This window comes from Pseudomonas sp. M1 (assembly GCF_022760135.1).
Classification (GTDB): domain Bacteria; phylum Pseudomonadota; class Gammaproteobacteria; order Pseudomonadales; family Pseudomonadaceae; genus Pseudomonas; species Pseudomonas citronellolis.
Genome location: NZ_CP094343.1, coordinates 1,778,627 through 1,794,751 on the forward strand (window position 1 = coordinate 1,778,627; position 16,125 = coordinate 1,794,751).

A 16,125-nucleotide genomic window follows, 5' to 3' on the forward strand; every position below is an offset into this window, starting at 1 on the left:
TGCTCGCGAACAGACTCCGCTGCGGGGCTCATTCGCGAGCAAGCTCGCTCCTACAGGAAACTTCCCAAACACCGACCGAGTTCCGACATGAGCAAACGCCCCAACTTCCTGGTGATAGTCGCCGACGACCTCGGCTTCTCCGACATCGGCGCCTTCGGCGGCGAGATCGCCACGCCCAACCTCGACGCCCTGGCCCACGCCGGCCTGCGCCTGACCGACTTCCACACCGCGCCGACCTGCTCGCCGACGCGCTCGATGCTGCTCACCGGCACCGACCATCACATCGCCGGCATCGGCACCATGGCCGAGGCGTTGACGCCGGAGCTGGAAGGCAAGCCCGGCTACGAGGGCTACCTCAACGACCGCGTGGTGGCGCTGCCCGAACTGCTGCGCGAGGCCGGCTACCAGACGCTGATGGCCGGCAAGTGGCACCTGGGCCTGAAGGCCGAGCAGGCGCCCCACGCGCGCGGCTTCGAGCGTTCCTTCTCGCTGTTGCCCGGCGCCGCCAACCACTACGGCTACGAGCCGCCCTACGACGAAAGCACGCCGCGCATCCTCAAGGGCACGCCGGCGCTCTACATCGAGGACGACCGGTTCATCGAGCAACTGCCCGAGGGCTTCTATTCCTCCGACGCCTTCGGCGACAAGCTGCTGCAGTACCTCAAGGAACGCGACCAGGCGCGGCCGTTCTTCGCCTACCTGCCGTTCTCCGCGCCGCACTGGCCGTTGCAGGCGCCCAAGGAGGTGGTGGACAAGTACCGCGGCCGCTACGACGCCGGCCCCGAGGCGCTGCGCCAGGAGCGCCTGGCCCGGCTCAAGGCGCTGGGCCTGGTGGCGCACGACGTCGAGGCGCACCCGGTGCTCGCCATCAGCCGCGAGTGGGAAGCGCTGAGCGACGAGGAGCGGGCCAAGTCGGCACGGGCCATGGAGGTCTATGCGGCGATGGTCGAGCGCATGGACTGGAACATCGGCCGGGTGGTCGACTACCTGCGCCGGCAGGGCGAGCTGGACAATACCTTCGTCCTGTTCATGTCCGACAACGGCGCCGAGGGCGCGCTGCTGGAAGCCTTCCCGAAGTTCGGCCCGGACCTGCTGGGCTTCCTCGACCAGCACTACGACAACAGCCTGGAGAACATCGGCCGCGCCAACTCCTACGTCTGGTACGGCCCGCGCTGGGCCCAGGCGGCCACCGCGCCGTCGCGGCTGTTCAAGGCCTTCACCACCGAGGGCGGCATCCGCGTGCCGGCTTTCGTGCGCTATCCGCAGCTGGCGCGCCAGGGCGTGATCAGCGAGCAGTTCGCCACCGTCATGGACATCACCCCGACCCTTCTCGACCTGGCCGGCGTGCGCCACCCGGGCAAGCGCTGGCGCGGCCGCGAGGTCGCCGAGCCGCGCGGCAAGTCCTGGCTGGGCTGGCTCTCCGGCGAGACCGAACGCGCCCACGACGAGAAGACCGTGACCGGCTGGGAACTGTTCGGCATGCGCGCCATCCGCCAGGGCGACTGGAAGGCGGTGTACATCCCCGCGCCGGTGGGGCCGGCCAGTTGGCAGCTGTACGACCTGGCCAGGGACCCGGGCGAGATCCACGACCTGGCCGAGGCCCAGCCGGGCAAGCTGGCGGAGTTGATCGAGCATTGGAAGCAGTACGTCAACGAGACCGGCGTGGTGGAGGGGGCTTCGCCGTTTCTGGTGAAGTGATGCGCTGAGCGACGAAAAAGCCCCGGGCAGCGATGCCCGGGGCTTTTGTTTTGTAGTCCGCGGTACCAGGGAGGCACAGTTGTAGGAGCGGGCCCTGCCCGCGAATCGCGCGCAGGGCGCGCTCCTACATGGGAATGGCGACATCCGCGATGATTCGTCGTTGGGAACGGCGGGACTCCCGTCCCAGCGCCGAGGTGCTCTTCGTAGGAGCGAGCTTGCTCGCGAATAAGTCCCGCAGCGGAGTCTGTTCGCGAGCAAGCTCGCTCCTACGAGAAGCCGCGCCTGCCCGTACGGTAGGAGCGGATCTTATCCGCGAATCGCGCCGGGATGCCCGGCTATCGCGGACAAGGTCCGCTACGGGGAAACGCGGCATACCCAAGGCTCTTTCGCGAAGATAAAAAAAGGCCGCTTTCCCCTGCCTGAGTTGAAGAAAGCGACCTGGAAGAACGGATGTTTCGATGGGGTATTACATGAAGATCCGCGCGGAACCTCTCAGCGCGCCGTGATCACCGAAAGCTTGGTGATCCCGGCCTTTTCGATCGAGGCCATGGCCTTGGCCACCTGGCCGTAGTTCACGCCCTCGTCGGCCTGCAGCTGCACGCGCAGTTCAGGTTCCTTGGCCTTGGCCGCCTCCAGGCTGCCCTGCAGCAGCTCGGGCTGGATCTCGTCCTTGTTGATGAACCACTTGCCGGCGCCGTCGATGCTCACCACCAGCGGATCCTTCTGTTCCGGCGGGGCCACCGATTCGGTCTTGGGCAGGTTGATCGGGATGGCGTTGGTCAGCAGCGGCGCGGTGACGATGAATACCACCAGCAGCACCAGCATCACGTCCACCAGCGGGGTGACGTTGATCTCGGAAAGAACCTCGTCGCTGTCCTGGGTCGAGAAGGCCATGTCAGCTCGCCTCCTTCACGCTTTTGCCGCCGGCCACCGGCTTGCGGGCCGTGGCGGGGTGCACGATGACGCGGAAGGCGTTCTTCTGGGCGAGGCTGTAGAAGTCGTGGGCGAAGTCGTCGAGGTCGGCCGCGGTGAGCTTCAGGCGGCGCAGGAAGTAGTTGTAGACCAGCACCGCGGGCACGGCGACGGCGATGCCCACGCCGGTGGCGATCAGCGCCGAGCCGATCGGGCCGGCCACGGTTTCCAGGCTCGCCGAGCCCGCGGCGCTGATGCCCTTGAGCGCTTCCATGATGCCCCACACGGTGCCGAACAGGCCGATGAAGGGCGAGGTCGAGCCGATCGAGGCGAGCACCGCCAGGCCCGATTCCAGGGAGCGCCGCTCGCGCTGGATCTGCTGGCGCAGGGCGCGCTCCAGGCGGTCCTGGTGGTTGATCGACTGGGCCAGGTCATGCGGGTTGCCGTCCGGCACCTGGATGGCGGCGAAGCCGGCCTGGGCCACGCGGGCGCTGGCGCCGGGCTGGCCGGCGGACTGCTCGCCGGCCGATTCGAGGCTGGTGGCGCCCCAGAACTGCTTCTGGAAGCGGCGGTCCTGGGATTTCTGCCGGCCGAACTGGATGCCCTTGACCAGGGCCAGGCTCCAGGTGAGGACGGAGAAGCCGGCCAGCAGCCAGATCACCGCGCCTTCGACGGATTCCACGGGGTTGAGGGGCAGACTCATGGGGTTCTCTCCTGTGCGAACGGGTCGCAGATCAATTCAGTTTGAAGTCGATGGGCACGCTGACCCAGCCGTCCTGGGCCACGTCGCCGCGTTTGGCGGGTACGAACTTCCAGCGCTGCACGGCTTTGATCGCCGCCTGGTCGAGGGCCTCGCGGCCGCTGGAGGTCTGCACCTGGATTTCGCTCGGGCCGCCGCTGGCCAGCACGTGGACGCGCAGCAGCACCGTGCCTTCCCAGCCGCGGCGCTGCGCCAGGGCCGGGTATTCCGGCGCCGGGTTGTGCAGGTAGCCGGCGTGGGCCGAGGGCGGCGTGACCGGGGCCGGCGCCGGTGGAGCCGGGGGCGCGGGCGGTGCCGGCGGGGTTTCCGCCTTGGGCGGCGCGGGCGGCTGTTCCACCGGCTTGGGTTTGGGCTTGGCCACGGGTTTCGGCTTGGGCTTGGGGATCGGCTTGGGCGGCGGCGGTTTCACCGCGTTCTCGTCCACCACGGGCGGCGGCGGTTCCTCCACCACCGGCGGCGTCGGCTCGGGTGGCGGCGGTTCCACCACCGGCGGGGTGGGGGCGCTGAATTCGATGGTCATGGGCGGTACCTGCGGCGGCACCTCGGGCAGCCTGGGCGTGGGCTGCTGGCTCAGCCAGTAGGCCACGGAGCCATGCAGGGTCAGGACCAGCAAGCCGAGCAGCAGCGCTTCGCGGCGGCCCAGCACACTGTGTTTCGCCGGCACGTGGCGCACCAGCTGCAGGGGCGGGCGCAGCGGCCGGCCCAGCTCGACCATATCGCCACCGGGCGCGTGGCGCAGGAGCGGGTCCTGCGCGACGGCGGGCTGGGGGTTGGCCATGGACGATCTCCTCGGGTTTCTAGCGAAAGCGCGGCACCGTGGAGGCGCCGGGTACGGGCTGGATGATTGAGGGAGCGCCTTAGCTATTAAAGTAATTGTTTGCCTTATTTAAATTTCCCTAAGGAATAAGTGATTCGTGCGGATCGCTGCAGGCGGCGTGGCACTAGGGCTTGGCCGATCCGCTGGAAGCCTTCATGCCTTTGCGGCATGAAAAATATGCCCGCAGGGCTGGGCGCCGGAGCCCGTTCCAAAGCCTTCGCGACAGGGCGTCGCCAGGTGCCCCGAAACCATCGCCGTTGCCGAGTCCCATACCCAGGCCCGCGCCAGCCCGCGGCCGCCTGGCGCTTGCCTCCCGGCGGCTTTCCCCGCAAGATCGCGCGCTCGCTTTCGCGGCGATGTAAAATCGCCCCCACAGCTGGTCGTACCCCCGCAGGTGCAGTAAAGACATGACGCAGATATCCGAACGCCTCCTGGTCCAGGCCCACCTCGCCGCCAAGCAGCCCCGTGTGCTGAGCGCGCAGGAAGAGGCCGAGTACCGCGCGGCCATCGCCGCCGAGCTGAAGGCGCAGAACGCCGTGCTGGTGGCGCACTACTATTGCGACCCGGTGATCCAGGCCCTGGCCGAGGAGACCGGCGGTTGCGTCTCCGACTCCCTGGAGATGGCCCGCTTCGGCAACCAGCACCCGGCGCAGACCGTGGTGGTGGCCGGGGTGCGCTTCATGGGCGAGACGGCGAAGATCCTCAACCCCGAGAAGCGCGTGCTGATGCCGACCCTCGAGGCCACCTGCTCGCTGGACCTGGGTTGCCCGGTGGAGGAGTTCTCGGCCTTCTGCGACCAGCACCCGGAACGCACCGTGGTGGTCTACGCGAACACCTCGGCGGCAGTGAAGGCGCGCGCCGACTGGGTGGTGACCTCCAGCTGCGCGGTGGAGATCGTCGAGCACCTGATGGACAACGGCGAGCCGATCCTCTGGGCCCCCGACCAGCACCTGGGCCGCTACATCCAGCGCGAGACCGGCGCCGACATGCTGCTCTGGGACGGCGCCTGCATCGTCCACGAGGAGTTCAAGGCCAAGCAGCTGGAAGACCTCAAGGCGCTGTACCCGGACGCGGCCATCCTGGTCCACCCGGAATCGCCTGAGGCGGTGGTAGAGCTGGCTGACGCGGTGGGCTCCACCAGCCAGTTGATCAAGGCCGCGCAGACCCTGCCGAACAAGCGCTTCATCGTCGCCACCGACCGCGGCATCTTCTACAAGATGCAGCAGCTGTGCCCGGACAAGGAATTCATCGAGGCCCCCACCGCCGGCAACGGCGCGGCCTGCCGCAGCTGCGCGCACTGCCCGTGGATGGCCATGAACACCCTGGAACGCACCCTGGCCTGCCTGAAGGAAGGCAGCGGCGAGATCTTCGTCGACCCGGCGCTGATCCCGCGGGCCATCCGCCCGCTCAAGCGCATGCTGGAGTTCACCCAGGCGGCGAGGCTGAAGGTGGCGGGCAACGCCTGAGCCTTCCAGCGGAGATGAAAAAGCCCGGCGATGCCGGGCTTTTCTTTTACTGTAGAGCGGGCCCTGCCCGCGATTCGCGCGCAGGGCGCGCTCCTACAGGGGAATGGCGCGGGTGGGGCGGCGTAGGAGCGGATCTCATCCGCGAATCGCGCCGGAACGTCCGGTTATCGCGGACAAGGTCCGCTCCTACGGGGGACGCCATGCCTCATGGTGAGTTGTAGGAGCGGGCCCTGCCCGCGATTCGCGCGCAGGGCGCGCTCCTACAGGGGAATGGCGCGGGTGGGGCGGCGTAAGCGGATCTCATCCGCGAATCGCGCCGGAACGTCCGGCTATCGCGGACAAGGTCCGCTCCTACGAAGAGCCCGCAATCGCTTCTACGACCGCGATCCGGCCGCCAGGCCGGTCAACCGCGCATCATCTCCTTGAGGATCTTCTCCTGCTCGCGGAACGCCTGCTGGCGCGCGTCCAGCTTAGCGGCCAGGGTGAAGTTGCCGCCGGCGCGGCGCTTGGCGAAGTCCAGCTGCTCGATGGCCGAGGGGTAGTCGCCGGTCAGCGCCAGGTACTCGGCGCGGGCCTGGTGCACGCCGATGGCGTTGCCGTCGATGGTGCGGGCGTCGGCCAGGCGGCTCCAGACGTCCGGGTCCAGCGGGCGGTCCTGGGTCAGCTTGATCAGGATCTTCTCGGCGTCGGCGGCCTTGTTCTGCTTGAGCAGGATGTCGGCCTGGGCCTGGACCAGCGGGTAGTTGCCGGGGTACTGGCCGAGCAGGCGCTGGACCCGGGCGAGAGCGTCGCCGAGCTTGTTCGAGGTGATGTCCAGGTCGACCTGGGCCAGGTTGTAGGCCACGTCGTTGGGCGCCTTGGCCAGCAGCGGCTGGAGGGTGGCGCGGGCGTCGTTGAGCTGGCCGACGCGGATCTGCGACAGCGCCAGGCCGTAGCGCGCGGCGTCGAGCTTGGGATTGTCGTCGAGCATGGCTCGGAAGCGCTTGCCGGCGATGCCCGGGGTTTCCTCGAAGAGCAACTGCACGCGGGCGCGCATCTGCTGGTAGCGCAGTGAGTCTTCCTTGCCGCCCTGCGGGTACTGCTCGGCGCGGTTGCGGGTGTCGGCGATACGCGAGTCGGTCACCGGGTGGGTGAGCAGGAACTCCGGCGGCCTGGCGTCGTAGCGGTACTGCCGCGCCAGGCGCTCGAACATGGTCGGCATGGAGCGCGGGTCGTAGCCGGCGCGGACCATGTTGGTCACCCCGACGCGGTCGGCCTCCTGCTCGTTCTGCCGGGAGAAGCGCAGCTGGTTCTGGATCGCCGCCGCCTGGGTCGAGGCGATGGCGGCGATGCCGGCATCCCCGGCGCCCGCCGCCGCGGCCACGATGCCGGCGAGCATCGCCGCCATCACCGGCAGCTGCATCTGCTTCTGCGCTTCCAGGCCACGGGCGAAGTGGCGCTGGATCAGGTGGCCGAGTTCGTGGGCCAGCACCGCGGCGTACTCGCCTTCGGTCTGGGCGTAGAGGAACAGGCCGCCGTTGACGCCGATGACGCCGCCGGGGGCGGCGAAGGCGTTGATCTGCGGGTCCTTGATCAGGATGAAGGCCAGGCGGTGGTCCTGCAGGTCGCTGGTTTCCGCCAGGCGGTAGACGCTGCTTTCGACGAAGTCCTTGAGCTGGGTGTCGTTGATCGAGTCGACCTGGTTGCGCAGCATGCTCAGCCAGGCGCGGCCGAGCTGGAATTCCTGTTCCGGCGAGACGATGGACGAGCTGGCGTCGCCCAGGGCGGGCAGGTCGTCGGCCAGGGTGGGCATGGCCAACAGGCAGGCAAGCGACAGCAGGGCGGGGCGCAGTACTTTCATGTACAGGGAGCTCGTTCCGGGAAAGGCTCTACTTTAGCCGCAGGTCGTCGCCCATGCCTAGGTCGGGGCGGCGCCCGGCGGCCGTCTGTGCGAAGGCCGTCCAACCCTTGTAGGCCGCGCGCCTGAAGGATCGCTTAAGGCCGCGTGCATGCCGGCCCCTGGCGGCTTTTCCAACGGATTCGGTATTCTTGGGCGCCCATCTCGGAGTGCGTCGCCATGCCACCTGTCTCGTCCGCCGAAATTCCTTGTGACGCGGAACTGGACGCCAGCGGTCTCAATTGTCCCTTGCCCCTGCTCAAGGCCAAGCTGGAGCTCAACCGCCTGGCCAGTGGCCAGGTGCTCAAGGTGACGGCCACCGATGCCGGCTCGCAGCGCGATTTCCGCGCCTTCGCCCAGCTGGCCGGGCACCAGTTGCTGCATGAAGAGGTCGAAGACGGCCTGTACCGCTACTGGTTGCGCAAGAAGTAACCCGCCCCCGGACGCCCGGGACGGCGTCCTCATCGATCGCAGGAACCCCGATGCTCAAAGTTCTGCAAGGCTGGATGCAGCGCTACTTTTCCGACGAGGAAGCAGTGGTGCTGGCGGTCATCCTGGCCCTTGGCTTCACCGTCATCCTGGCCTTCGGCAGCATGCTCGCGCCGGTGCTCGCGGCCATGGTCATCGCCTTCCTGATCAAGGGCCTGCAGGGCCACCTGGAGCGCCTGCGGGTGCCGCGGCTGTTCGCCCTGTGGCTGGTCTACGCGCTGTTCCTGGGCATGCTCGCGCTGTTCCTGCTGGTGCTGGTGCCGCTGATCTGGAAGCAGCTGTTCACCCTGCTCAACGAGTTGCCGCGGATGTTCGGCGAATGGCAGTCGGTGCTGCTGATGCTGCCCGAGCGCTACCCGGCGATGGTCACCGAGGAGCAGGTGCTGCGCCTGATCGAGACCGCGCGCAACGAACTCGGCCAGCTCGGCCAGTGGGCGCTGACCTTCTCCCTGTCGGGCCTGCCGGTGCTGGTCAACGTGATGATCTACCTGGTGCTGGTGCCGATCCTGGTGTTCTTCTTCCTCAAGGACCGCCGGCGCTTCTACAACTGGTTCCGCAGCTACCTGCCGCGCGAGCGCGGGCTGATGAAGCAGGTGTGGGCGGAGATGGACAAGCAGATCGCCAACTACATCCGCGGCAAGGTGATCGAGATCATCATCACCGGCGGCGTCACCTACGTGGCCTTCGTCGCCCTGGGGCTGAACTACGCGGCGCTGCTGGCCCTGCTGGTCGGCCTGTCGGTGGTGGTGCCCTACATAGGCGCGGTGGTGGTGACCGTGCCGGTGGCGCTGATCGCGCTGTTCCAGTGGGGCTGGAGCGACCAGTTCATCTACCTGATGGCTGCCCACGCGATCATCCAGGCGCTGGATGGCAACGTGCTGGTGCCGCTGCTGTTCTCCGAGGCGGTGAACCTGCATCCGGTAGCGATCATTTGCGCGGTGCTGCTGTTCGGCGGGCTGTGGGGATTCTGGGGGGTGTTCTTCGCCATTCCCCTGGCCACTCTGGTCAAGGCGGTGCTCGATGCCTGGCCGCGGCAGCCGGAGGCGCAGCCTCAGGTTAGTCCGATGATGTGAGCGTTTGGCTGAGCGGGGGAGCCCAGGCCGCTCCCTCCCACATCGCGGACGGAGTCCGCTCCTACGGTTACAGGGAAGCGCGGGCGTAGGAGCGGACTCCGTCCGCGATTGGATTCTCCGGCCGTGCCGGCCGCCCCGGTGGCACGAACAGCTTGTGAGAGGGATTTCCTGGCAACGGGCTCAGGCCTTGGCCAGCTCCTGGGCAGCGGCGAGCACCTCGTCGACATGGCCAGGCACCTTGACCCCGCGCCACTCGCGACGCAGCACGCCCTTGGCGTCGATCAGGAAGGTGCTGCGGTCCACGCCCATGTATTCCTTGCCGTAGAGCTTCTTCAGCTTGATCACGTCGAACAGCTGGCACAGCGCCTCGTCCTTGTCGCTGATCAGCTCGAAGGGGAAGCACTGCTTGGCCTTGAAGTTCTCGTGGGACTTCAGGCCGTCGCGGGAGACGCCGAAGATCACGGTGTTGGCCTTGGCGAAGGCCTCGATCTTGTCGCGGAAGCCCTGGCCTTCGGTGGTGCAGCCCGGGGTGCTGTCCTTGGGGTAGAAGTACAGCACCACCTGCTGGCCCTTCAGGGCCGAGAGTTGCACCTGCTGGCCGCTGGTGGCCGGGGCCTGGAAATCGGCGACGGGTTTGTCGAGTTCGACGGCCATGGAGCTCTCCTTGGAAATATCGGCCTTGGAAATACTGGCGACTTACGGGTGCTGCGGGCGCCAGGGTTCGATCAGCGCGTCCAGGTTCAGGGCGTCGGCGAAGTCGAGGAACTGGTCGCGCAGCCAACTGATCTGGGTGCCGGCCGGCAGCGTCACGGTGATGGTGGCGTTGAGCATGCTGGTGTTGGTGTGCGGCGCCTGGTAGGTGTCGCAGGTCAGGTTCTCCAGCTCGATGTTGTGGTCGATGAAGAACTGGCACAGTTCGTTGAGGATGTCCGGGCGGTACACCGCGCTGACATAGGCCACGTAGGGCAGGGCCTGGGCGCGGGTGACGTGGGCGTTGCTGCGGGTCAGGCTGAGGGTGAAGGAGTGGCGCTTGGCCAGCGCCGGCAGGCCGCCCTCGAGGCGGGCCAGGGCGTCCCAGCTGCCGGACACCTGGAGCACCAGCGCGCTGAACTCGCCGTGGCGGGTCAGGCGGCTGCTGACGACCGAGCAGCGGTTGTCCACGCAGGTGCGGCAGAGCACGCTGGTCAGCTCCATGGGGTTGGGCCCCAGGGCACTGATCAGCAGGAATTGTTCACGGGGGTGTGAGGCGGACATGCAGCTTTCCTGGGATGGGCGGCCAAGAGGGCCGCGTCGACAAAGGGGAAAGGGTAGCGAAAAGCGGCCGCCAGGGGAATGTCCGGCGTGCGCCGGGCGCCGCGCTCAGCTTGTGCAAGGCAGGTGGCACCAGTACCATTACGGCTTTCTTTTTCCGGCAGGAGCGGTTGCATGATTGCGGGCAGTATGGTGGCGCTGGTCACCCCCTTCGATGCTCAGGGTCGACTGGACTGGGACAGCCTCGCCAAGCTGGTGGACTTCCACCTGCAGGAAGGCACCAACGCCATAGTCGCCGTCGGCACCACCGGTGAATCGGCGACCCTCGACGTCGCCGAGCACCTGGAAGTCATCCGCCGCGTGGTCGACCAGGTCAAGGGCCGCATCCCGGTGATCGCCGGTACCGGCGCCAACTCCACCCGCGAGGCGGTCGAGCTGACCGAGGCGGCCAAGAGCGGCGGCGCCGACGCCTGCCTGCTGGTCACCCCGTACTACAACAAGCCGACCCAGGAAGGCCTGTACCAGCACTTCCGCCACATCGCCGAAGCCGTGGCCATCCCGCAGATCCTCTACAACGTCCCCGGCCGCACCGCCTGCGACATGCTGCCGGAGACCATCGAGCGCCTGTCCAAGGTGCCGAACATCATCGGCATCAAGGAAGCCACCGGCGACCTGCAGCGCGGCAAGGAAGTGCTCGACCGCGTCGGCAAGGACTTCCTGGTCTACTCCGGCGACGACGCCACCGCCGTCGAGCTGATGCTGATGGGCGGCAAGGGCAACATCTCGGTGACCGCCAACGTCGCCCCGCGCGCCATGAGCGAGCTGTGCGCCGCCGCCATGCGCGGTGACGCCGCCGCCGCGCGCGCCATCAATGACCGCCTGATGCCGCTGCACAAGGCGCTGTTCATCGAATCCAACCCCATTCCGGTGAAATGGGCCCTGCACGAGATGGGCCTGATCCCCGAGGGCATCCGCCTGCCCCTGACCTGGCTCAGCCCGCGTTGCCACGAGCCGCTGCGTCAGGCCATGCGCCAGACCGGCGTGCTGGCCTGAGGAGCATCGCGCATGAAGCGACTGGCAGGACTGACCGCGCTCGCCCTGGTCATCGGCAACACCTCCGGCTGCGGCTGGCTGTGGGGCAAGGACGGCTACTTCCGTGACCGCGGCACCGACTACCTGGATTCCCGGCAGACCGGGCCGATGAAGGTGCCCGAAGGGCTGCAGAGCAAGCAGCTCGACCCGCTGCTGCCGATTCCCATGAACATCGCCGACAGCCACGAGAAGGCCGGCGAGTTCGAAGTGCCGCGCCCGCTGCCGCTGGCCAACGCCGGCAGCTCCAGCGACTACAGCCTGCAGAAGAGCGGCGACTCGCGCTGGCTGATCGCCCAGCGCCCGCCGGCGGAAGTCTGGCCGGTGGCCCACCAGTTCTTCCAGGACAACGGCTTCTCCTTCGCCGACGAGCGCCCGCAGACCGGCGAGTTCTCCACCAACTGGCAGCCGCTGACGCAGCTCTCCGCGCCCCTGGCCCGCCGCCTGGGCAGCCGCGTCGCCGGCGTCGACCCCAGCAGCGAGGCGCGCGTGCGCGTGCGCATCGAGCCGGGCGTGCAGACCAACACCAGCGAAGTCTACGTCCTCAGCGAAACCCGTCCGGCCGGCAGCAGCGCCAGCGCCGACTGGCCGAGCAAGCCGGCGGTGCCGGCGCTGGACGCCGCGCTGCTCGACGAAATGCTCGCCAACATGTCCACCAGCGCCGAGAAGGGCGGTTCGGTGTCGTTGCTGGCCGCGCACTCCACCTACGACACTCCCGGCAGCGTGACCCTGGAGAAGGACGGCAACGGCAACCCGATGCTGACCCTCGACTCCGACTTCGACCGCGCCTGGGTCAGCGTCGGCCGCGCCCTGGAGCGCGCCGACATCCGCGTCGACGACCTCAACCGCAGCCTGGGCGTTTACTACGTGAACGTCGCCGAGGGCGCGAAGAAGCTCGAGGAAGCGAAGAAGCCCGGCTTCTTCAGCCGCCTGTTCGGCGCCAGCGAAGAGAAGGCCAAGGCGGAGGAAGACGCCAAGGCGCAGCGCTACCAGGTGCGCCTGACCACCGTGAGCAACACGGTGCAGGTCACCCTCGACAAGGACATCAACACCTCCGCGCCGACCGACGTCGCGCAGAGCGTCCTGGAAAAACTTCAAGAGAGCATGCGCAATGCGTTTCGCGGTACTGGGGAGCGGAAGCCGGGGCAATTCGGCCTTGGTGAGCAGTTCTGACACCCGGGTACTGATCGATTGCGGCTTTCCGCTGCGTGAAACCATCAAGCGTCTGGCTCGCCTGGGTATGCACCCCGGCGAGCTGGACGCCATCCTGGTGACCCACGAGCATTCCGATCATGTCCACGGCGTCGAGCTGCTGGCCCGGCACTACGGCATTCCCGTGTACCTCAGCGACGGCACCCTGCGCGGGCTGCGCAAGCCGCTGCAGCCGGCGGGCCTGCTCAAGGCCGGCGAGCGCCTGGAGCTGAAGGACCTGGAAGTGACCGCGGTGGGCGTGGCCCACGATGCCCGCGAGCCCCTGCAATACGTGATTTCCGATGGCCGGCGGCGTTTCGGCCAGCTCACCGACCTGGGCAGCGTCACCGCCGAGGTGCTGGAATGCTATCGTGGCCTGGATGCCCTGGTAGTGGAGGCCAACCACGACAGCGACATGCTGGCGCGCGGCCCCTATCCCTACCCGCTGAAGGTCCGCGTGGGCGGCCAGTGGGGACACCTGAACAACCGCCAGTCCGCGCAATTCGTCGCGGAACTGGGCTGGGAAGGGCTGCAGCACCTGGTGCTGGCCCACCTCAGCGAAAAGAACAACACGCCGCAGCTGGCCCGGCAATGTTTCGTCGACACCCTCGGGTGCGACCCGGACTGGCTGCAGGTAGCCGATCAGCATTCGGGGCTGGACTGGCGCGAAATCGCCTGACCCCCTACCAACCTAGCAAGCGGAGCCCATCATGGAAAAACGCGAAGAACTCTATCGCGGCAAGGCCAAATCGGTTTACACCACCGACGACCCCGACCGCCTCGTCCTGCTGTTCCGCAACGACACCTCGGCGTTCGACGGCAAGCGTATCGAACAGCTGGACCGCAAGGGCATGGTGAACAACAAGTTCAACGCCTTCATCATGCAGAAGCTGGAAGCGGCGGGCATCCCGACCCAGTTCGACAAGCTGCTGGCCGACAACGAAGTGCTGGTGAAGAAGCTGGCGATGATCCCGGTCGAATGCGTGGTGCGCAACTACGCCGCCGGCAGCCTGGTGCGCCGCCTGGGTGTGGAAGAGGGCCTGCAGCTCAATCCGCCGACCTTTGAACTGTTCCTGAAGAACGACGCCCTGGGCGACCCCTTCATCAACGAATCCCACGTCCAGGCCTTCGGCTGGGCGACCCTGGAACAGCTGGCGCAGATGAAGGCCTACTCCTTCAAGGTCAACGAAGTGCTGAGCAAGCTGTTCGACGACGCCGGCCTGCTGCTGGTGGACTTCAAGCTGGAATTCGGCGTGTTCCACGGCCAGATCGTCCTTGGCGACGAATTCAGCCCCGACGGCTGCCGCCTGTGGGACAAGGAAACCCGCAAGAAAATGGACAAGGACCGCTTCCGCCAGGGCCTGGGCGGCGTGATCGAGGCCTACGAGGAAGTGGCGCAGCGCCTGGGCGTACCGCTCTGACCTGTTCCAGGCGCGCAAGCATCTGATAGCACGCGAAAATTTCTCAAAAGAAGGCTTCGCGTTCGCCAATCAAGCTGATATGATGCGCGCCGCACGGAGAGATGCCGGAGTGGTCGAACGGGACGGATTCGAAATCCGTTGAGTCAGCAATGGCTCCTAGGGTTCAAATCCCTATCTCTCCGCCATTATTGAAATGGCTGAAGCCCCTGAAATTCCTAGCGTTTCAGGGGCTTTGTCTTTTCTGCGCCAGGGCAGTCGAAACCTCCGACGCAAGCCTGCTTCCGTTCCGTCAATGACTGCAGCAGAATGCCGGGAACATGGATGCCCGGGAAGCAGCGGATGCGTACCAACTACGTACTGATCGACTACGAAAGCATTCCGGTCCGGTCGCTCGACCTGCTGCAGGACGCGCATTTTCGCCTGCGGGTCTTCCTCGGCCCGAACAACTCCAGGCTGCCCACCGAACTGGTCGTCGCCATCCAGCGCCTGGGTGAGCGGGCGGACTACATCCAGCTCGAAGCCGCCGGCCCCAACGCCCTCGACTTCCATATCGCCTACTACTTGGGGCGCTTCGCCCTGGAGGATCCCACGGCTTTCTTCCACGTGATTTCGGCCGACAAGGGCTTCGATCCCCTGCTCAGGCACCTGAAGGGCAAGGGTATCTTCGCAATGCGTTCCGAAAGCATCGAGGCCATGCCCTGCTTCAAGGATTTGCCTGCACTGCAGGCGACGCTGGCAGCCAGCGCGGCAAGCGCGAACGATGCCAAGCCGGCCAGCCAGGCATCTTCCAAGCTTGCTTCTGAGAGCGATGCCCATCTGAAGACCGTCATGGCCGACCTTGTTCGTCGGAAGGCTTCGAAGCCGGCTTCGGTCAAGACGCTGACCAGCACGATTCGAGCGACGCTTGGCAAGGACACTCCACTGGCCGAGGCTGAGCGCGTTTACCAGCTCCTGTGCAAGCGTGGCCTCGTGAAGGTGAAAGGGCAGAAGGTCACCTATTCGCTGCCGGAGCGTGTCTAGGGATGGTTTCCATACGCTGCGAATCTGGAGCTTACGCATCCATGGGGATCAAGCCGAACGGGAGGGCGCTCTAGACGCTGGAGTTCTATGCGGAATGTAGGCGCCGCGATCAGGCAAAGCCCTGCAGATAGTCAAAGCTCCTGGAGCGCCCAGCGCTCCAGGAGCTTTGTCCTTTCTGCGTCTACCTCAATCCTGCCCCTTCCACGCCCCCGAAGTCGCCGCGGCGCGGAACTTGGCGCGATTGGCCGGGGTGTCGGCCGGTTCCGATTCGCCGAAGATCGCTTTCATCCAGTGGCCGTCGGTGGGGTTGGGGAAGAGGATGAAGCGCTCGCCGAACTGGGCGCGGTCCTCGTCGAGCAGGGCGGCGCGTTGCTTGGCGTCGTCGACGTAGTAGCGGCGTTTGAAGTCGTTGAGGTTGTCGCCCAGCATCAGCAGCACGTCGTAGCGTTCGGCGATGGCTTTCTGCGCGGGCTCCTTGTTGGAGCTTTCGCGCAGGATGGTGACGTGTTCCTTGTCGGCGAAGGGGACCTTGAGGCTGCGCAGGTTGTTCAGGGCGTATTCGTCGGTCCTGTCGCCCTGGTCGCGGCTGGAGACGTAGAAGATTTCCACGCCCCGGGACTTGGCGTAGTCGAGGAAGTCCAGCGCGCCGGGCGTCAGGGTGGGGCCGTTGGCGGCCACCCAGCGGTCCCAGAGGGTGTCGTCGAAGAAGTCCTTGCCCTGGCTGAGCAGGGCGCCCCAATAGCTGTTGCTGCTGAGGATGGTGTCGTCGAGGTCGCTGATGATCGCCGGTGGCCTGGCGCCGGGCTTGCGTTCGGCCAGGGCCTGGTCCAGGCGCAGCTTGGCCAGGTTGAAGCCCTGGTAGTAGAGGGCGCGGTATTCGGCGGCCGTCTGCCGCCAGGCGACGGCGGCGGTCAGCAGGTTGGGCGAGGCGGTGTCGGTTTTCGCAGTGTCGGCCAGTGCCAGTTGGAGGGGTGCGGCGAGGACGAGCAGGGCGGCAGCGATTGTCGTTCCTGGATTGGGCATGGGTGACGATCCTTGTGGCTTGTGTGCCATGGCGGCGGG

16 protein-coding genes and 1 tRNA gene are annotated in these 16,125 nt (G+C 66.9%); 10 read left to right on the forward strand and 7 right to left on the reverse strand.

The window, feature by feature from the left end; all coding sequences use genetic code 11:
• The first annotated feature begins 87 nt into the window (after positions 1–87).
• The gene (locus tag PM1_RS08115) at positions 88–1,698 is read left to right on the forward strand and encodes an arylsulfatase (protein WP_009616954.1); all 1,611 of its coding nucleotides are present in this window, start codon (positions 88–90) and stop codon (positions 1,696–1,698) included.
• Between the two features lie 492 nt (positions 1,699–2,190).
• Here PM1_RS08115 and PM1_RS08120 read toward each other — a convergent pair whose 3' ends face one another.
• The 3 genes from PM1_RS08120 to PM1_RS08130 are packed head-to-tail and all read right to left on the reverse strand — an operon-like array spanning position 2,191 to position 4,148.
• Positions 2,191–2,592: an ExbD/TolR family protein gene (locus PM1_RS08120; RefSeq protein ID WP_009616955.1), complete on the reverse strand. Its 402-nt coding sequence runs from the start codon at positions 2,590–2,592 to the stop codon at positions 2,191–2,193.
• 1 nt (position 2,593) lies between these two features.
• A complete protein-coding gene (locus PM1_RS08125; protein WP_009616956.1) occupies positions 2,594–3,313 on the reverse strand; it encodes a MotA/TolQ/ExbB proton channel family protein in 720 nt (239 codons plus the stop codon).
• 31 nt (positions 3,314–3,344) lie between these two features.
• Positions 3,345–4,148, reverse strand: coding sequence for an energy transducer TonB (locus tag PM1_RS08130; RefSeq protein WP_009616957.1), 804 nt, complete (start codon positions 4,146–4,148; stop codon positions 3,345–3,347).
• Between the two features lie 446 nt (positions 4,149–4,594).
• Here PM1_RS08130 and nadA point away from each other — a divergent pair, with 446 nt between their 5' ends.
• On the forward strand, positions 4,595–5,653 hold the full coding sequence (nadA, locus tag PM1_RS08135) for a quinolinate synthase NadA (protein WP_009616958.1): 1,059 nt from the start codon (positions 4,595–4,597) through the stop codon (positions 5,651–5,653).
• Positions 5,654–6,056: 403 nt separating this feature from the next.
• Here the strand turns inward: nadA and PM1_RS08140 are convergent, their stop codons facing one another.
• The gene (locus PM1_RS08140; protein WP_009620617.1) at positions 6,057–7,493 is read right to left on the reverse strand and encodes a M48 family metalloprotease; all 1,437 of its coding nucleotides are present in this window, start codon (positions 7,491–7,493) and stop codon (positions 6,057–6,059) included.
• 216 nt (positions 7,494–7,709) lie between these two features.
• Here PM1_RS08140 and PM1_RS08145 point away from each other — a divergent pair, with 216 nt between their 5' ends.
• Complete coding sequence (locus tag PM1_RS08145) at positions 7,710–7,961, forward strand: sulfurtransferase TusA family protein (RefSeq protein WP_009620615.1); 252 nt, start codon at positions 7,710–7,712, stop codon at positions 7,959–7,961.
• Positions 7,962–8,011: 50 nt separating this feature from the next.
• Entirely contained in the window at positions 8,012–9,091 is a 1,080-nt protein-coding gene (locus tag PM1_RS08150) for an AI-2E family transporter (protein WP_009620612.1), read from the forward strand.
• Positions 9,092–9,271: 180 nt separating this feature from the next.
• Here PM1_RS08150 and PM1_RS08155 read toward each other — a convergent pair whose 3' ends face one another.
• Both PM1_RS08155 and PM1_RS08160 read right to left on the reverse strand, forming a co-directional pair.
• Positions 9,272–9,745 (reverse strand): peroxiredoxin, encoded by a 474-nt coding sequence (locus PM1_RS08155; protein ID WP_009620610.1) that lies wholly within the window; start codon positions 9,743–9,745, stop codon positions 9,272–9,274.
• Positions 9,746–9,787: 42 nt separating this feature from the next.
• Positions 9,788–10,345 (reverse strand): glycine cleavage system protein R, encoded by a 558-nt coding sequence (locus PM1_RS08160; RefSeq protein WP_009620608.1) that lies wholly within the window; start codon positions 10,343–10,345, stop codon positions 9,788–9,790.
• A gap of 171 nt (positions 10,346–10,516) precedes the next feature.
• Between PM1_RS08160 and dapA the strand changes: the two genes are divergently transcribed.
• The 6 genes from dapA to PM1_RS08190 all read left to right on the forward strand — a co-directional run bounded on the left by dapA (position 10,517) and on the right by PM1_RS08190 (position 15,063).
• The gene (gene dapA / locus PM1_RS08165; protein ID WP_009620606.1) at positions 10,517–11,395 is read left to right on the forward strand and encodes a 4-hydroxy-tetrahydrodipicolinate synthase; all 879 of its coding nucleotides are present in this window, start codon (positions 10,517–10,519) and stop codon (positions 11,393–11,395) included.
• Between the two features lie 12 nt (positions 11,396–11,407).
• Positions 11,408–12,604, forward strand: coding sequence for an outer membrane protein assembly factor BamC (gene bamC / locus PM1_RS08170; RefSeq protein WP_009620603.1), 1,197 nt, complete (start codon positions 11,408–11,410; stop codon positions 12,602–12,604).
• Positions 12,543–13,301 (forward strand): MBL fold metallo-hydrolase, encoded by a 759-nt coding sequence (locus tag PM1_RS08175; protein ID WP_009620601.1) that lies wholly within the window; start codon positions 12,543–12,545, stop codon positions 13,299–13,301. Before bamC ends, PM1_RS08175 begins: the two co-directional genes overlap by 62 nt.
• 31 nt (positions 13,302–13,332) lie before the next feature.
• Positions 13,333–14,043, forward strand: a complete 711-nt coding sequence (purC, locus tag PM1_RS08180) for a phosphoribosylaminoimidazolesuccinocarboxamide synthase (protein ID WP_009620599.1) — start codon at positions 13,333–13,335, stop codon at positions 14,041–14,043.
• A 95-nt stretch (positions 14,044–14,138) separates the two neighbouring features.
• Positions 14,139–14,228 (forward strand) — tRNA-Ser (locus PM1_RS08185).
• Positions 14,229–14,382: 154 nt separating this feature from the next.
• The gene (locus PM1_RS08190; protein WP_152604469.1) at positions 14,383–15,063 is read left to right on the forward strand and encodes a PIN domain-containing protein; all 681 of its coding nucleotides are present in this window, start codon (positions 14,383–14,385) and stop codon (positions 15,061–15,063) included.
• Positions 15,064–15,249: 186 nt separating this feature from the next.
• Here the strand turns inward: PM1_RS08190 and PM1_RS08195 are convergent, their stop codons facing one another.
• Positions 15,250–16,086 (reverse strand): 5'-nucleotidase, lipoprotein e(P4) family, encoded by an 837-nt coding sequence (locus PM1_RS08195; RefSeq protein ID WP_009620594.1) that lies wholly within the window; start codon positions 16,084–16,086, stop codon positions 15,250–15,252.
• Between the last annotated feature and the right edge of the window lie 39 nt (positions 16,087–16,125).

Excerpts from the sequence above, each read along its gene's own strand:
- PM1_RS08115 (WP_009616954.1), top strand. The coding sequence starts at position 88 with ATGAGCAAACGCCCCAACTTCCTGGTGATAGTCGCCGACGACCTCGGC.
- PM1_RS08150 (WP_009620612.1), top strand. The coding sequence starts at position 8,012 with ATGCTCAAAGTTCTGCAAGGCTGGATGCAGCGCTACTTTTCCGACGAG.
- purC (WP_009620599.1), top strand. The coding sequence starts at position 13,333 with ATGGAAAAACGCGAAGAACTCTATCGCGGCAAGGCCAAATCGGTTTAC.
- PM1_RS08155 (WP_009620610.1), bottom strand. The coding sequence starts at position 9,745 with ATGGCCGTCGAACTCGACAAACCCGTCGCCGATTTCCAGGCCCCGGCC.
- bamC (WP_009620603.1), top strand. The coding sequence starts at position 11,408 with ATGAAGCGACTGGCAGGACTGACCGCGCTCGCCCTGGTCATCGGCAAC.
- PM1_RS08175 (WP_009620601.1), top strand. The coding sequence starts at position 12,543 with ATGCGTTTCGCGGTACTGGGGAGCGGAAGCCGGGGCAATTCGGCCTTG.
- PM1_RS08130 (WP_009616957.1), bottom strand. The coding sequence starts at position 4,148 with ATGGCCAACCCCCAGCCCGCCGTCGCGCAGGACCCGCTCCTGCGCCAC.
- PM1_RS08120 (WP_009616955.1), bottom strand. The coding sequence starts at position 2,592 with ATGGCCTTCTCGACCCAGGACAGCGACGAGGTTCTTTCCGAGATCAAC.
- PM1_RS08160 (WP_009620608.1), bottom strand. The coding sequence starts at position 10,345 with ATGTCCGCCTCACACCCCCGTGAACAATTCCTGCTGATCAGTGCCCTG.
- PM1_RS08190 (WP_152604469.1), top strand. The coding sequence starts at position 14,383 with ATGCGTACCAACTACGTACTGATCGACTACGAAAGCATTCCGGTCCGG.
- PM1_RS08145 (WP_009620615.1), top strand. The coding sequence starts at position 7,710 with ATGCCACCTGTCTCGTCCGCCGAAATTCCTTGTGACGCGGAACTGGAC.
- PM1_RS08140 (WP_009620617.1), bottom strand. The coding sequence starts at position 7,493 with ATGAAAGTACTGCGCCCCGCCCTGCTGTCGCTTGCCTGCCTGTTGGCC.
- nadA (WP_009616958.1), top strand. The coding sequence starts at position 4,595 with ATGACGCAGATATCCGAACGCCTCCTGGTCCAGGCCCACCTCGCCGCC.
- PM1_RS08125 (WP_009616956.1), bottom strand. The coding sequence starts at position 3,313 with ATGAGTCTGCCCCTCAACCCCGTGGAATCCGTCGAAGGCGCGGTGATC.
- dapA (WP_009620606.1), top strand. The coding sequence starts at position 10,517 with ATGATTGCGGGCAGTATGGTGGCGCTGGTCACCCCCTTCGATGCTCAG.
- PM1_RS08195 (WP_009620594.1), bottom strand. The coding sequence starts at position 16,086 with ATGCCCAATCCAGGAACGACAATCGCTGCCGCCCTGCTCGTCCTCGCC.